Raw genomic sequence first — 14,754 nt, forward strand, 5'->3', positions numbered from 1 at the left:
AGGAAATCTACGCTGGTATCGGAACGCCAAGCGCCGGGTAACTATATGTACAAGATCGTAAACTTCACTCCCAGCGAGCTGTTCGACAAGGCTTGGGAAACACCCGTCCTGAAGCTGGCCCAAGAAATCGGCATATCAGACGTCGCGCTGTCCAAGGCCTGTCGGAAAGCTGGCATAGCCCTACCCTCTCGAGGGCATTGGGCAAAACCAGTTTCAAAACGCCCAGGCAAACCTAAGCCTCCCGTCGGCGGACAGCCCGTCAGCTTCAGAGTATTGGATCGAAGCACACTCCCAGCGCAAAGCGCTGCGCCTATAAAACCGAAAGCAATCCGTTCAACCATCGAAGTACCTCACACCCTCCTTGCGCCTCACCCACTGGTGATCAAGTGGTTGAAATGCGTTAAAGCGGCCAAGACTCATGAAGGCCATCTCGTGACCACAGGCAAACATGTGCTCGACGCGAGAATCTCTTCCGAACTCATTGATCGCTGCGCACTGATTTTCGACACCCTAATCAAAGAGAGCGAGGTACTCGGCTACACATGGAGGGTCACATCGGACGACAAAACGTTGGTCGAGGTCGACGGCGAGCCCCTGGCAATCAAACTTGCTGAGCGCTTGAGTAAGCAAATTATCCCGCCTCCGCCACCAACGCCACGACGGCGTACTGCTCGATGGGAACCTGATTTCTCGTTGCTGCGCGCACCTCAGTTTGAATGGTCTTCCACCGGAGAATTAAGCCTACAGATTGACGCACGCACCGAATACGGAAAGCGGAAGAACTGGACGGACACCAAGACCGGAAAAATCGAGGAAAAACTGACGAGCATTTTCGACGGTTTCGAGGCTATAGCTGAGTCGATGAAAGTTCTGCGCTTGAAAAATGAAGAGGCTCGTCGTGAGCGAATGGCTGAAGAAGCGGTACGACTTGAGCGCGCCAAGCGTCAAGAGACTCATAGGCGTCTATGTCACAAACTCGTGGAGAATACAAAGCGCTGGGAGCAGGCTCAGCGATTGAGAGCATTCATCCAGGCAACCTGCAATGCCAGTGCTACTACCTCAGAGCACAGCCAGCAACAAACTGCACTATGGGCGGCTTGGGCTACATCGCAAGCGAACCTACTCGACCCTCGTCACCCAAACACTTCATCCGTCACTTCGCTCACCGTCGATATCGAAAGCTGGTTCAACGGCTATGGAATGACACGTGCAGAAAAGGACTGGTGGTCAGAATGAAAGAACGCGCTGGAATGAACCGAATATCCGAGGTTTTCACTACCTAAGCCTCCGTCATGCACATTGACTTTCGAATCTACCCAACGCCCATTTCTCCACTCTCTAGCATTGGCCAGGTGGTGCCTACCAGCCGCTACTGTGGCCTTAGCTGTTTCTGAGCAATCTTGGCCCAGTACCTGATCGATGGTTTTACTGGAAGCGTGGTGTCATGCGCGAGCCTCTCAATGAATGAGAGCACGAGGTCGAAGGTATCCATCTCCCTGGATCACGCGGCGACTTCCTCAGGATTTCTAAAAAATGGGATTCCTGTGATATTTGTAGGCGCGATCTGTCCACTCGCTGTCCATAGGATGTGGGCCGCATGAGCTGAAGCATATCGCTCCTTATCCTTTGGTTTCGTGTCTCTGGATCCACGCTCAAACCCAAGCACGGACTCATCGAACAAGCCTTGGAGGGCGTCGGAGACCATCCTCATCTGGTTAAGCGATACAGAGTCGTTGATCTCGTCGAAGGAGGTTCAGCTAGCAAGCATGGTGTGTTCAAAGTCAGGACGGAGGCAGACGCTGTTTGCTCGACATTGAATGCTGAACACCCGAGGCAGTTGGCAGTGCATGATGCTGCACTGTATGGCACTTACTGAGCTGGTGCAGTTGATTTAGCTATAGGGAGCGTTGCCAAGTGGGAGATCTGATTGGTGAGTTGGATGGTCAGCTCCTTGATGGCTTAGCGTTTTGTGCCAAAGCCTATGCATTGTTCGAGGTGCTGAGAGCAGAACCAGGTGGCATTGAGCGCCTAAGACTGAGGTCAGGCAAGGATGAGAAACGTCTTCTAGACGAGATTTTACCAATCTGCCGATACGTCCAGACCTACTACAGGCCGGGACGCTACATTTCCGTTCGTTGGGTCAACGGAAGACAGTCCTACGATGCTGAATTAACCCAGTCCGGAGACTACGTCACTCACGGGTACTACGAGCAGAAAGCCTTTCTCGAAATCACTAGCGCGATGCATCAAAATGAGCACTGGACATGGAAGCTTTTGAACCAAGGAAAAACAGTGTTTGCACCCGAAGGAGTCGATGCAAAAAGGGGTACACCTCTTACGTCGGAACCAGTGGTTTTCACCAACCGCGAGCATGTACTTGGATTCGCTCCTTTTGTCGTTTCTTCTATCAGAAAAAAAATGGACATTCCGTACCCAGACAATACGTCGCTGGTCGTTCAGTGCCATCTGAATAACTTGTACATGCCAAGTGATTGGCAATTGCTCGTTTCTGAAGTCGAGCGTGCAGTAGTCGCAACACCATTTTGCGAGGTACTTCTGATCGATAGTCTTACGCAGCGCGCGACTCCATTGGCATTGCAGGCACTTTGATTCAAGTCTTCCTATCTTCAGTATTTCCCCTGCTACGCTGTCCTTTTCCACGGAGGAATCGCGATGCCAAACTCTGACCTGCTCCCTTCCCTGCTATTCAACATCAACGAAAACCAGCAAGCCCTTGAAGCCGCCATCATGGAACTGACGCTCTGGGTCGAGCAGCATGGATCGGGTGATGTAGCCGAGAACGTACGGGTGCACTGCAGGCCATCAGTAGGAATGAAGAGTTCATCAATATGACACTCGCGATGCACATGACACCGGAGTGACCATTCCGATCCTGATAGGTTAGCCGGGCCTCATTGGCCCGAAGCAGCGACCGCTCCATCGACGTCACTTCACACCACATCTGAGCTATGGGCTAACGATGACTTGGACGTAGAGCGATTCAAACACAACCTCCCTTCTCTCCGCTTGCGACATACACCCAGTACTTAAGAGCAACGCACTCGGCACGCGCATCCATCGCCTTAGAAAGCAACGTTAGGGATCGAGTTCGCTACTCAACTGAGCACAATGTTTGACTGCCAAGGCATAACATCTCAGGCTAATGAGCGCTGTTCTGCCACAGAAAGTACCTGACAGCTCCGTGATCAATATGAAGACTGCTTGGCACTCCAACAACAATTTAACGTGGAGCAGCAACGCTTGGAATTAAGACAACTGCGCTATTTCGTAAAAATCCTCGAACACGGCAGCTTGGGACGCGCAGCTCTTGAACTGGACGTCGGCGTATCAGCCCTTAGCCAACAGATCGCGAAACTTGAAAGTGAACTGTCAACCCGCCTCCTTAATCGCACCACTACTGGCGTCACACCGACCAGCTCCGGTATGGCGTTCCTGCACCATGCTCAGCTGTGTTTGCGGCAAGCCGAAAATGCGATCCTGGCCGCTCACCGTGGGCGAATGAGTGGGTATGTCACAGTCGGAATGGCACCCACGACTGCCACTGTTCTCGCCCTGCCGTTGATCAACGCAATGCGAGAGCGCTATCCAGATATTCAATTGCACCTGGTCGAGATGCTATCCGGGCATTTGGCCACGCAACTCAATGCTCGCCAGATCGACCTGGCCATTCTGTTTCAGCTCGAAGGTGGTAAGCGCTGGAGCGTGACACCGCTGCTCGACGAGAAACTATTTGTCATCAGCTCACCGCACCTGCCCCACGCACCACAAGGAACCAGCGTGCAACTAGCGGATTTGGGTCAACTTCCACTGGTGATGCCGAGTGCGCAACACGGTTTGCGTTCTACCCTGATGGTTGCGTTTGAACGTTCGGGATTGGCTCCCAACATCATCATGGAAGTGGATGGTCTTGCCGTATTGATGAACACCGTACGCGCAGGTCATGCTGCCACCATCCAGCCCGGTGCGGCAGCGGCGCTCAAAGGCGAGTCGGGACTTTCAGTGGTGGAAATTTCCGATGCTCACGTAGGTCGACGGAACCTGCTGGCGACACTGCCTGATGATGAGCTGTCTCCCGCTGCTCTGGCGGCGCGACTGGTCATCACCGATGTCGCTCGACAGTTGGTCGTTGAACAACAATGGCCAGGAGCGTCGTGGATTGAAGACGTCGCGTCATGATCCCGGCGCACCCTCTTCCGAGTTTCCAATACAGGGGTACCCGCGCCAAAGCCTTTACGAAAACTAAACACCCCGACTCATTTCGCGCCTTTCGACAATAAGCTGACAGCTCTACCTTCTCCCCACTCGCGAGGAGCACTTCGTTCATGCCTCCTTGCGATTGAGGAGTGATGATGATCGATGTATTAGTGATTGGCGGTGGCAATGCCGCCTTATGTGCAGCGTTGATGGCTCGAGAAGCCGGCGCTAGCGTCATGTTGCTGGAAGGTGCACCAAAAATCTGGCGCGGCGGCAACTCGCAACACACCCGAAACCTGCGCTGCATGCACGACGCACCGCAAGATGTGTTGGTCGATGCCTATCCCGAAGAAGAATATTGGCAGGATCTGCTGAAAGTCACCGGTGGGATTACCAACGAAAAGCTTGCACGTATTGTCATCCGCGCCTCGTCGAACTGCCGTGACTGGATGCGCTCCCATGGTGTGCATTTTCAGCCGTCGTTGTCTGGTGCCCTACATGTTGCGCGCACCAATGCGTTTTTCATGGGCGGCGGCAAAGCGTTGATTAACGCGTACTTCCGCAGCGCCGAGCAGCTGGGCGTCAAGATCCGCTACAACGCTCAAGTCACTGACATTGAGTTGAAGGGCGGAGAGTTCGTCGCGGCGTACATCGGTGAACGTGAGGTCGATGGTCTGCGTTTTCCCGCCGAGCGTATTCAGGCCAAAGCCTGTGTTCTGGCTGCTGGCGGATTCGAATCCAATAGGGAATGGCTCCGTGAAGCCTGGGGGCAAAACGAGCGCGGAGAATGGCCATCAGACAATTTTCTGATTCGCGGGACGCGCTTCAATACCGGAGTATTGCTTCGGTGCATGCAAAGCCAGGGCGCCGATTTTATCGGCGACCCAACCCAAGCGCACATGGTGGCCATCGACGCCCGTGCGCCACTATATGACGGAGGTATCTGCACCCGAATCGATTGCGTATCGCTGGGCGTGGTGGTCAATCGCGACGGCAAACGCTTCTATGACGAAGGCGAGGACTTTTGGCCCAAGCGCTATGCGATCTGGGGCCGTCTGGTGGCGGGTCAACCCGGTCAACAGGCCTACTCGATTATCGACCAACAAGCCCTCGGCCGTTTCATGCCTCCGGTGTTTCCGGGCACCAAAGCCAACTCCCTGCAAGACCTGGCTCACCAGCTGAAGCTTCCCGTTGCGCAATTCGTCAAAACCATCGAGCAATACAACGCCGCCTGCCGCGTCGGCACGTTCGACCACACCGCACTGGACGATTGCCACACCGAAGGTTTGACCCCCGCCAAAACCCATTGGGCTCGCCCATTGGTAAAGCCCCCCTTCTGCGCCTACCCACTCAAGCCAGGCGTGACCTTTACCTATTTAGGCCTCGCTACCGACGAAACCGCTGCCGTTCACTTCAACGGCGTGGCCAGCCCTAACATGTTTGTCGCAGGAGAAATGATGGCGGGCAACGTATTGGGCAAGGGCTATACCGCCGGCATCGGCATGGCCATCGGTACCGCATTTGGTCGCATCGCCGGCGTGCAAGCTGCGGCGGCGGCCGGCTTCATGACCTCGTCATCTACTTCATACACGGAACCCAAACATGCAGCTGTTTGATCCCAACGCACCGGGTAATTTGATTCCCGTGCTCAACCTTGATGAAAGCGAAGTTCAGCGACAAATGACCGTGTGCAATGCCTGCCGTTATTGCGAGGGTTTTTGCGCGGTATTCCCAGCCATGACCAGGCGTCTGGAGTTTTCTCAGGCGGATATCCACTACCTGGCGAACCTTTGCCATAACTGCGGTGCGTGCCTGCATGCCTGCCAGTACGCTGCCCCTCACGAATTCGAAATCAATGTGCCCAAGGCCATGGCCAAAGTGCGCCTCGATACTTACGCCGAGTACGCCTGGCCACAGGTGATGGGCAAGTTGTATCGACGCAACGGACTGACGCTGGCGCTGGCATCTGGTGCGGGACTGGCAATGTTCCTCTGCCTCACATTGATGGTGATGGGCAATCTGTTTACGGCCATGCCCGGGGGGAATTTCTACGGGATCTTCCCGCACAACACCCTGGCACTGATGTTCGGTGCGGTTTTCGGTTTCGCGGTACTTGCGTTGACGGTTGGTGTGCGGCGTTTCTGGCGCAACGTATCACCGGCGGATCCGCCCCGGCAGGAAAAGACGGCCGCTACGCTGGAGGCCACGGCCAACGTCGCACGACTCAAATACCTGGACGGGGGCCATGGCGAGGGCTGCAATAACGCCGATGATCAGTTCACCCTGTGGCGGCGGCGCTTCCACCACTTCACTTTCTACGGCTTCCTGCTGTGCTTCGCCGCCACCGGTGTGGCCACGCTTTACCATTTCCTGCTGGACTGGTCGGCGCCCTACCCCGTCCTGAGCTTGCCGGTGATGCTGGGCATCGCAGGTGGTGTCGGCCTGCTGATAGGCCCCGCAGGCCTGTTGTGGTTGAACCTGCGTCGCAACCCTGAGCACGGCGACGAAAATCAGAAACCCATGGATCGTGGCTTTATCGCGCTGCTGTTTTTAGTCAGCGCCAGCGGCCTGGCACTCCTGGCGTTTCGCGAAAGCGCTGCCTTGGGCTTGATGCTGGCGATCCATCTCGGCCTGGTCATGGCGTTCTTCCTGACCATGCCCTACAGCAAATTCGCCCATGGCATTTTCCGCAGCGCCGCGCTGCTCAAGTACTCCATCGAAAAACGCCAACCCAACCCGATTAACGCCGGAAGCGACTGATCGCTGAGCCACTCATTCCAAAAACAATATTGATCACCACGGTAGCCATGATGAAAACAACAACACAAGACACCCGATCCAAGGGGTCGAAACTGGGCGCCATCCTGCGGGTCACTAGCGGCAATTTTCTCGAACAGTTCGACTTCTTTCTGTTCGGGTTCTATGCAACTTACATCTCGCAGACCTTCTTTCCTGCCACCAGCGAGTTCGCCTCGTTAATGATGACCTTCGCCGTATTCGGCTCGGGCTTTCTGATGCGGCCGCTGGGCGCTATCGTGCTGGGCGCCTACATCGACAAGGTGGGCCGGCGAAAGGGGCTGATCGTGACGCTGTCGATCATGGCCGCGGGCACGGTCTTGATCGCCTTGGTTCCAGGCTACGCCAGCATAGGCATCGCAGCGCCGATATTGGTGTTGCTCGGGCGACTGTTGCAAGGATTCTCCGCGGGTGCGGAAATGGGTGGTGTTTCCGTGTACCTGGCTGAAATCGCCAGGCCCGGACGCAGGGGTTTCTATACCAGTTGGCAATCGGCCAGCCAACAAGTGGCGATCATTCTTGCGGCTTCGCTGGGCTATACAATTAACGCGTCCATGGAGGCTGCCGACGTTGCAGCCTGGGGCTGGCGTATCCCATTCTTCATTGGTTGCCTGATTATCCCGTTCATCTTCATCATTCGCCGCTCGCTACAGGAAACCGATGCATTCAAAGCGCGCACCCATCACCCAAGTGCCAGTGAAGTCTTTCGCTCGATGCGGGACAACTGGCGAACGGTACTGGCTGGGGGGCTGTTAGCGTCGATGACCACCACCACGTTCTATCTCATTACCGTCTACACCCCGACTTTCGGCCGGTCTGTACTGAACCTGAGCACCAGCGACAGCCTGGTGGTCACGCTCTTCGTCGGCTTGAGCAACTTCATCTGGCTGCCCATCGGCGGTACGATCTCTGATCGCATTGGACGCCGCCCCTTGTTGCTGGCGGTCACCTTGCTGTGCATCTTCACTGCCTATCCCGCCATGCATTGGCTGGCCGCGGCGGCAAGCTTCGAACGACTGCTCGCCGTGCTGTTGTACTTCTCTTTCTTCTTTGGCATTTACAACGGCGCGATGGTGGCGGCATTGACTGAGGTGATGCCTCAGAACGTACGAGTCGTAGGGTTTTCACTGGCATTCAGTTTGGCGACTGCTGTGTTTGGTGGCTTTACCCCCGCCGTATCAACCATCCTGGTGCAGGCAACAGGTGACAAGGCGTCGCCCGCCTACTGGCTGATGTTTGCTGCGTTGTGCGGATTCACAGCGACGACGATCTTGTACCGCAGGCAAAAGGCAGTGCCAGTCAGCGCTTGATCAAAGAGAGGTTTTGGCGGAATTCGGCTTGTGCTGAATTCCGCCCTGGCCTGCATTGGATCGTCTTTCGTCTCAATGCAGGCCAACAACGCACCTATCCTGTTTAACGCCCTGCCCTCCACAACGTCCTGATAAGCCCCATGCTGGACGGCATCAAATTTTGAATTGCCCCAGCAAGCTTTGCAGACGATTACCGATCAGATACAACTCATCGACTGTCTTGACCCCGCGCTGAGTCTGGTTGGCAACGGAATCAATGGCGCGCGCGATCTGATGCACCCCGCGGTTGATCTCTTCAGCCACCGAGGTCTGCTCCTCCGCAGCACTCGCGATTTGCGCGTTCATCGCATTGATAGTGGCGATCAGTTCAACAGTGTTGCCCAGAAACTCACCCGCCTGATCGGCCTGAGCCGCTTGCGTGGATTGGTGCATGGCAGTGACTACGCCACCCGTAGTGCTCTTGAGACGCTCAACCATCGCCTGGATTTCCTGGGTACTGCGCTGAGTCCGACTGGCCAATGCTCGCACCTCATCAGCAACCACCGCAAAGCCGCGCCCGGCAGCACCGGCACGTGCCGCTTCAATGGCCGCATTGAGAGCTAGAAGATTGGTCTGTTCAGCAATCGAGCGAATCACACATGGCTCACCGATCCATTCAACTGCTCGCTCATGGCAACGATCTGGGTGACGAGGCTGTGGATCTTATCGATAAACGCATTGAACGAACCGGCTAGTTGCCCCAGTTCATCTCGACTGACTAGCGGCAGACGCCGCGTCAGATCACCCTCACCCGCAGCGATTTCATCAAGATGGGTGCGGATCAGGGTCAGGCGGCAGTGCCTGCACAGGTGATCGACAAGCCAAGGAAATGAGCGATGAAGATCGCAGGCGATTACGTCAGGAAATCGCGGAGCCCATCGCTGGGAAGTTGCACGAATGGATGCTGACTCAACGCGAGCTTGTGCCTGAAGGGACGGCTACGGCCAAGACTTTGGACTGCAGCTTGAAACGCTGGGTGGCGCTGACGCGCTACCTAGATAATGGTGTTGTGCCCATCGACAGCAACCCGGTGGAAGACACGATCAGGCCGTGGGCACTTGGGCGTTCCAATTGGCTGTTCGCCGGATCGCTGCGAAGCGGCAAACGGGTTACGGCAATAATGAGCTTGATTCAGTCGCACGCATGAACGGGCATGATCCGTTCACGTACCTCAAGGAGGTACTGACGCGGTTGCCGACACAGAAGGCCAGCGCGATTGACCAACTACTACCGCATCGATGGGCACCGGGCTCTTAATAAACTGAGAATTACATTAGTCAGACGCTTCTGAATCTTATGGTGTCGATGTGGGTATTTGCCATGAGGGTTGTTTGCCGTCCTGGCTGTCGAAAATGCGCCGGGCCTTGCGGAAATCCTCAACGTTTTCGACAACCCAAGTCCAGATAGGGGACATGCGGATCAACAGCTCCATCCCCAGCGGGGTCAGCTCGTACTCAACGCGTGGGGGAATTTCACCATATTCCCGCCGAGCTACCAGGCCATCCCGCTCCATAGAGCGGAGCGTTTTCGTCAGCATCCGCTGAGTCACACCAGTCATCTGCCTTTTTATTTCGGCATGGCGCATCGTGCCGTACACCCCTAGGGCATGCAGGATACCTAACGACCAGCGGCTACCTGCGTGAGCAAGCACTTCCCGCCTGACTCCATCATCGTCTTCTCTAAGCGTTCGGCAGATTGCCTCTGCCTGGCTTAGAGTCTCCTGATCGGTCATTTCTTTCTCTGGTATCACACGTGTGCCTTCTTACGAGCGCTGCCGAATCGTGCAAGCATTTACTCATCTTACAGGCAACAGGTCTCAGGAGAAATCATGACCGAAGTGACCCAGCGTTCCCCCCAATCCATTCTCGTTCTAGGCGCCGGTGAACTTGGCCTTCCGGTTCTGCGCAATCTTGCGCGAGTAGCAAAGCGCGCGCCCGGTTCCACAATCAGCGTGCTGCTCAGGGATTCGACCATCAACACTGAGGTGCCCGAGAAAAAGGTCGAAATCGATGAGCTTCGGGGGCTCGGGATCCAAATGGTAGCCGCAGACCTCGTGAATGACTCAATCGATCAGTTGGCTGAAGTATTCGCACGTTTCGATACCATAATCGGCTGTGCAGGCATGGTTGCAGGCCGGGAAACCCCGATGAAACTGGCTACCGCTGCTCTGAAATCCGGTGTGAAGCGCTACTTCCCGTGGCAGTTTGGTGTCGACTTCGAGGTAATCGGTCGGGGCAGTCCTCAGGATCTGTTCGACGCTCAGCTTGATGTTCGCGAATTGCTTCGAGCACAAGATAAAACTGAATGGGTAATCATCTCGACGGGTATGTTTACCAGTTTCCTGTTCGAGCCTGTATTCGAAGTGGTTGACTTCGAAAACGATACAGTGAACGCGCTGGGCAGTCTTGAGACCAGCGTGACGCTTACGACTCCAGACGACATTGGTGCGTTGACAGCGGAAATCGTTTTCTTCGAACCTCGCTTCCGCAATCAGATTGTGTACCTATCGGGAGACACTGTGACTTACGGAGAGGTTGCGAGCCTCCTCGAACGCGTACTGGGCCGCCCGTTCAAACGTAACGTGTGGACTGTTCCGTACTTGCTCCAAGAATTGGAGAAAGACCCAACGCATCACATCAAGAAGTACCGCGCTGTGTTCGCCCAGGGCAGAGGCGTGGCCTGGCCTAAAGCAGGTACTTTCAACGCGCAGCAGTCGATTCAAGTCACGACCGCTGAGGAGTGGGCCCGTGCAAATCTGGCAACCTCATCAGCACAAGGGCAGTAGCTGAACGAACGTTCTCGCGCTGGGAGTTGACCTGCTAAAAAGCTCCTCAGTCTGATAATGGGCGCTGATGACCGAAGCTAAGGCGCGGAGTACGGGTCTGGTAATCCAAGACGCCGAATCTTTATTCCGCACCATCTGCCGAGGTCTGAGGCGTCCCACTTTACTATCTCTTGAGTTTTCTAAGCGCGGATTCCGAACCACGGTGACTTAACCAAGCGCTTACTAAAGCCTTGCAAATGAGCGTGGTTTTGAGGAGCACAGGGGGGAGAATGGTGTGGTCAGGTGTGTCTACCGGACGCTTACCCATCAAGCCGGGCCTTGCCCGAATGAGCGATTACAATAATCAACGTCAGGTGCTACCGCCGAATGGGGCACGTGACGAAATTTAAACGAGCACTCCCCTCTCCAGTCGACCGATAAGATCGAGGACAGCGTTCGTTTCCACCCTCGTGCACAACATGTCGATAGGGCGCCTCGAACCAAGTCCACGAACCGGCGAGCACATCCATTTCGTCGCAGCGGACACGTCGTCTTCGAACAAGGACAGAGCTTGCTCAAAGACAGCAATCAATCCAACCAAGCGGTCGCTTTCTACGGTGTTCAAGCGGCCTGTTTTTGCCCTACGTGCTCGTGGGCGGGTGACCTGTTGTGAGTTAGCAGGAACAGTCAAATCGCCACTCTTTTGGAGCGTCATAGACGCCATCACCAACAGCGGAATCGCACGAGGTAAACGTATCGGAAGCGGAGTGAAGAACCCTAGTAATCAGCGATCAACGCGGCTGGCTTCGCCTTTTGCCGGCCACTCACTATCAGTAGCTTGACGTGTGGCTTCTGCCTCAAACTGTTCTTGCGCAAGTCGCCAATAAAACTCTTCAGATCCTTCCCGACGACCATCTTTTTCCCACAACTCATAAGCTCTTTCTCGGACTTTCGAATCGTCAATCATTGTCATTCCTCTCTGAGTCGCTATTTGATCCTGGTTCTTAAACTAGCTGATCCCAAAGGTATGTGCTCATGGCTCATCCTCAGCTTTGGCTAGCAGAGCGTCATCCGCGAGAGGTTCAAGCAGCGCCTCGGCAATCTCGCCAAGCTTGCCCAACCGGTGATCACAATTGCCCAGCAGTTCTGCTGTAGCAGTCTTGTCGGCATGTCCTCGCTCGGCGGTGATGATCAGCCAGCCCAGCGCTGAGGTATGCACCTCGTTATCGGCAAGACGATTGTTCACGTACTCATCCACTGCCAGGGCAAATTCCTCAGCAGTCACGCCTTGTTGAGGACGCATGCGTTGTTGGAACGACACGCTGTTGCCGCGCAGAAGTTCTTCCGCTGCGTTGTAGAGCCAGTCCGCCCTAGCGGCGTCCTGCGGGCTTTCGCTCACTAGAGGGGGATGATGACGCTCATGTTTTAACGGGGAAAAATGTGTTGTGTTCATGATCGTCTCCAGAGCGAGCACGAAGGTGATGGCGCGTGGCTTTACTGCCGAGGAATTAAACACCTTTTATCCATATTGACCGCAGTCGTTGCGGCAGAGTCCATCGGCGATGCGCCCTTACGTCAGTCGAATCGGGCTGCCAAATCACGATGCATAAAGACTATCCAAGCACCTTTTACTGATTGTCCTCTCCTTCGAACTTCACAGATTCCATGGAGATCTACCGAAGCACACACCTAATGGTCTTTTGTGATGAACGACATTCGCAAAACCCAAGCACTGGCAACGTGGGAAAAACTATTTAGCCATCCTGAGGCCCGGATGGACGCAGAGGAGCAGTACGAGGCACTGCTGCATCTCGCGGATGAATTTGAAGATCAGGGTTTTATCAGTCCACAAGAACGAGGAAGGCTCATCGAGAAGGCAACGGCCCTCTACGCACGATCTATCGAGGGTATAGGCGAAGGCACCTAGCGCTCGCCTAAATGAACTCCCCTGCCCCGACAAAAGGCTCTTCAAATGCGGCCAGGACTGATGAGGCGCCGGACTGAACGGTGCAAACGGAATTTGCTACTCCATCCTGGATCTCGGGAGTACAAGAAAGCAGCTTGGGTTAAGGATGATGGGTCGTCACTTGACGCCTAATCAGATCACAGATGCCTACCAAGCTGCTGTTATGAGATCTATGCTACATGCCTTTCTGTCTGCTTGAGACTGATCGCGAGTCGCCTTGCACACCCCACACCCCAGGCTAAAGCACGAGTCATTGACTCACCCGGTCTGGAATCAAATACCTCTTCATGCAAAGCCCTACCGCTCGCCGCATACACTCCGATGAACATTTGGGTGCTTCCCGAGGGCGACAGCCTTACTTGGACATCAATGAACGTGCCATCGTCTAACGTCTCATCGTGTGTCCGATGGTGAAGTGCTAGATCAGCCCATTGCCAAAACACATCCCCACGAATTCGCATTCCGCATCCTCCTACGACTTTAGTCTTAGTTATCGGAAAATTCACCTTAGCGCAGCGAGGCAGTGACGCAACGGGGTGCGTCAAGATTGAATGATAAATCGGACAATTGGCCATGATTCCTGTACACGGCCAGAAATTCTGTACAGGTTATTCGCTCTTCTTTTCTAAGGTCGAGGCCATGAGAGATGTATGCCAGAAACTTCTGGGATTAGGATCGATGGGCAGCGTCAGTACCTCCATCAGAAAAATCTAAAGCTTAGCCTGGCCCTGCTGGCCCGAAGCATCGACTATAGGAAAAATGGCTCAACACGGCACCTGCTGTTTTACCGTCGTCCCTGCGATGAGAAGCACGGTGCACCGTCATAAATTGTCTCAGCTTAAGCCCGCCCCGTTCTTGAAATCGTCTTGTTTTGCCGGTACTTCTAACTCACCAATGTCATGCACGGAAAGCGACCATGCACGCAAGATTCAGAGTGATTGAAACCACGACGCTGGACGATGGCAGCAAGCGATACAGGGTTGTTGATCTTGTCGAGGGAGGGTCAGCCAGCAAGCATGGCGTGTTCAAAGTCAGGATGGAAGCAGAGGCTGTTTGTTCGCGCCTGAATACCGAGCATCCACGTCAGAGTGGTGTAGGTCGTGCGTCCCTGAGCCATTGATCCACTCGTGTCGGATTGCCAAGCGCCGAGGGCTTTGTATGACTACTGAATGCTCATAGCGCAATCACCGAGATTGAGCTATGAATGGATGCGTCGCTTCAGCCAGGTGGAAAGGCGCAGCTGTCACCAATGATTTTGTCCATCAGAAAGAAATATTGCTGACGCTAGTTGCAATGATTCAGCTCGCAAACGGGGCATTGCTAGGCACCGCCCCTGATGGAAAGTTTATAAACTTGGCCCAGCTTTCGTAGGCATCGTGCTGCCTCTTGCTCGCAGCGTCCCAGTCGGGGCCGGAAACACATCTGGCTGACACCAGCATCATCATTCCCATGGTGGCGGCATCCAATTCCATTAAGAGTTTATGTGACTCGATTCTGAAGTCATCTATAGATGCCATGATCTTTGCCTTGGGCGGATCTCACCGCCATTGAAGAACTGATGCTCCTCAGACGGTTGAGTGGGTTGCACAGGGATAGTTCACATTGGCTTGATCGCCGCGACTCCTGAACGTCTTTTCTGTTAGCTAGAACTGGAAAGAGCCGTC

The 14,754-nt window shown here is 54.8% G+C and carries 14 protein-coding genes and 3 pseudogenes; 10 read left to right on the forward strand and 7 right to left on the reverse strand.

Features of this window, described 5'->3' with window-relative positions:
• The first annotated feature begins 45 nt into the window (after positions 1–45).
• The 7 genes and pseudogenes from AB7M26_RS20865 to tcuC all read left to right on the forward strand — a co-directional run bounded on the left by AB7M26_RS20865 (position 46) and on the right by tcuC (position 8,321).
• Positions 46–1,236, forward strand: a complete 1,191-nt coding sequence (locus tag AB7M26_RS20865; RefSeq protein ID WP_429385993.1) for a hypothetical protein — start codon at positions 46–48, stop codon at positions 1,234–1,236.
• Positions 1,237–1,914: 678 nt separating this feature from the next.
• Complete coding sequence (locus AB7M26_RS20870) at positions 1,915–2,610, forward strand: hypothetical protein (protein WP_429385995.1); 696 nt, start codon at positions 1,915–1,917, stop codon at positions 2,608–2,610.
• Between the two features lie 63 nt (positions 2,611–2,673).
• Positions 2,674–2,882, forward strand: a pseudogene (locus AB7M26_RS20875) (hypothetical protein).
• 379 nt (positions 2,883–3,261) lie between these two features.
• Positions 3,262–4,197 carry a LysR family transcriptional regulator gene (locus AB7M26_RS20880; RefSeq protein ID WP_429388914.1) on the forward strand — a complete coding sequence of 312 codons (936 nt, stop codon included), beginning with the start codon at positions 3,262–3,264 and terminating at the stop codon, positions 4,195–4,197.
• A gap of 173 nt (positions 4,198–4,370) precedes the next feature.
• On the forward strand, positions 4,371–5,831 hold the full coding sequence (gene tcuA, locus AB7M26_RS20885; RefSeq protein WP_429385997.1) for an FAD-dependent tricarballylate dehydrogenase TcuA: 1,461 nt from the start codon (positions 4,371–4,373) through the stop codon (positions 5,829–5,831).
• Positions 5,818–6,975, forward strand: coding sequence for a tricarballylate utilization 4Fe-4S protein TcuB (gene tcuB / locus AB7M26_RS20890; protein WP_429385999.1), 1,158 nt, complete (start codon positions 5,818–5,820; stop codon positions 6,973–6,975). The genes tcuA and tcuB overlap by 14 nt, the downstream gene beginning before the upstream one ends.
• Before the next feature lie 47 nt (positions 6,976–7,022).
• Positions 7,023–8,321, forward strand: coding sequence for an MFS transporter (gene tcuC / locus AB7M26_RS20895; protein ID WP_192351900.1), 1,299 nt, complete (start codon positions 7,023–7,025; stop codon positions 8,319–8,321).
• A 153-nt stretch (positions 8,322–8,474) separates the two neighbouring features.
• On the opposite strand, the pseudogene AB7M26_RS20900 reads toward tcuC, so the two are convergent.
• Positions 8,475–8,957, reverse strand: a pseudogene (locus AB7M26_RS20900) (methyl-accepting chemotaxis protein); the annotation flags it as partial.
• Entirely contained in the window at positions 8,954–9,259 is a 306-nt protein-coding gene (locus AB7M26_RS20905) for a HAMP domain-containing protein (RefSeq protein WP_429388917.1), read from the reverse strand. The gene AB7M26_RS20905 and the pseudogene AB7M26_RS20900, both read right to left, overlap by 4 nt.
• Here AB7M26_RS20905 and AB7M26_RS20910 point away from each other — a divergent pair.
• Positions 9,172–9,617, forward strand: a pseudogene (locus AB7M26_RS20910) (IS66 family transposase); the annotation flags it as partial. The gene AB7M26_RS20905 and the pseudogene AB7M26_RS20910 sit on opposite strands and share 88 nt — an antisense overlap.
• A gap of 37 nt (positions 9,618–9,654) precedes the next feature.
• On the opposite strand, the gene AB7M26_RS20915 reads toward AB7M26_RS20910, so the two are convergent.
• Positions 9,655–10,092 (reverse strand): winged helix-turn-helix transcriptional regulator, encoded by a 438-nt coding sequence (locus tag AB7M26_RS20915; RefSeq protein WP_429386000.1) that lies wholly within the window; start codon positions 10,090–10,092, stop codon positions 9,655–9,657.
• Between the two features lie 96 nt (positions 10,093–10,188).
• On the opposite strand from AB7M26_RS20915, the gene AB7M26_RS20920 reads away from it, so the two are divergent.
• Positions 10,189–11,145: an aromatic alcohol reductase gene (locus tag AB7M26_RS20920; RefSeq protein WP_429386002.1), complete on the forward strand. Its 957-nt coding sequence runs from the start codon at positions 10,189–10,191 to the stop codon at positions 11,143–11,145.
• 385 nt (positions 11,146–11,530) lie between these two features.
• On the opposite strand, the gene AB7M26_RS20925 is transcribed toward AB7M26_RS20920, so the two are convergent.
• The 3 genes from AB7M26_RS20925 to AB7M26_RS20935 all read right to left on the reverse strand — a co-directional run bounded on the left by AB7M26_RS20925 (position 11,531) and on the right by AB7M26_RS20935 (position 12,577).
• Entirely contained in the window at positions 11,531–11,848 is a 318-nt protein-coding gene (locus AB7M26_RS20925; protein ID WP_429386004.1) for an antitoxin Xre/MbcA/ParS toxin-binding domain-containing protein, read from the reverse strand.
• A gap of 60 nt (positions 11,849–11,908) precedes the next feature.
• The gene (locus AB7M26_RS20930; RefSeq protein WP_429386005.1) at positions 11,909–12,091 is read right to left on the reverse strand and encodes a DUF2934 domain-containing protein; all 183 of its coding nucleotides are present in this window, start codon (positions 12,089–12,091) and stop codon (positions 11,909–11,911) included.
• Positions 12,092–12,157: 66 nt separating this feature from the next.
• Complete coding sequence (locus tag AB7M26_RS20935) at positions 12,158–12,577, reverse strand: hypothetical protein (RefSeq protein WP_429388920.1); 420 nt, start codon at positions 12,575–12,577, stop codon at positions 12,158–12,160.
• A 252-nt stretch (positions 12,578–12,829) separates the two neighbouring features.
• On the opposite strand from AB7M26_RS20935, the gene AB7M26_RS20940 reads away from it, so the two are divergent.
• Positions 12,830–13,051 (forward strand): hypothetical protein, encoded by a 222-nt coding sequence (locus AB7M26_RS20940; protein ID WP_429386007.1) that lies wholly within the window; start codon positions 12,830–12,832, stop codon positions 13,049–13,051.
• Positions 13,052–13,260: 209 nt separating this feature from the next.
• On the opposite strand, the gene AB7M26_RS20945 is transcribed toward AB7M26_RS20940, so the two are convergent.
• Positions 13,261–13,551 carry a hypothetical protein gene (locus AB7M26_RS20945; protein WP_429386009.1) on the reverse strand — a complete coding sequence of 97 codons (291 nt, stop codon included), beginning with the start codon at positions 13,549–13,551 and terminating at the stop codon, positions 13,261–13,263.
• Positions 13,552–14,754 lie beyond the last annotated feature (1,203 nt).

Source organism: Pseudomonas sp. F-14 TE3482, assembly GCF_053629455.1.

Coding starts and splice junctions, on each gene's coding strand:
- AB7M26_RS20865 (WP_429385993.1), top strand. CDS start 46: ATGTACAAGATCGTAAACTTCACTCCCAGCGAGCTGTTCGACAAGGCT.
- tcuA (WP_429385997.1), top strand. CDS start 4,371: ATGATCGATGTATTAGTGATTGGCGGTGGCAATGCCGCCTTATGTGCA.
- tcuB (WP_429385999.1), top strand. CDS start 5,818: ATGCAGCTGTTTGATCCCAACGCACCGGGTAATTTGATTCCCGTGCTC.
- tcuC (WP_192351900.1), top strand. CDS start 7,023: ATGATGAAAACAACAACACAAGACACCCGATCCAAGGGGTCGAAACTG.
- AB7M26_RS20915 (WP_429386000.1), bottom strand. CDS start 10,092: ATGACCGATCAGGAGACTCTAAGCCAGGCAGAGGCAATCTGCCGAACG.
- AB7M26_RS20920 (WP_429386002.1), top strand. CDS start 10,189: ATGACCGAAGTGACCCAGCGTTCCCCCCAATCCATTCTCGTTCTAGGC.
- AB7M26_RS20925 (WP_429386004.1), bottom strand. CDS start 11,848: ATGGCGTCTATGACGCTCCAAAAGAGTGGCGATTTGACTGTTCCTGCT.
- AB7M26_RS20930 (WP_429386005.1), bottom strand. CDS start 12,091: ATGATTGACGATTCGAAAGTCCGAGAAAGAGCTTATGAGTTGTGGGAA.
- AB7M26_RS20935 (WP_429388920.1), bottom strand. CDS start 12,577: ATGAACACAACACATTTTTCCCCGTTAAAACATGAGCGTCATCATCCC.
- AB7M26_RS20940 (WP_429386007.1), top strand. CDS start 12,830: ATGAACGACATTCGCAAAACCCAAGCACTGGCAACGTGGGAAAAACTA.
- AB7M26_RS20945 (WP_429386009.1), bottom strand. CDS start 13,551: ATGCGAATTCGTGGGGATGTGTTTTGGCAATGGGCTGATCTAGCACTT.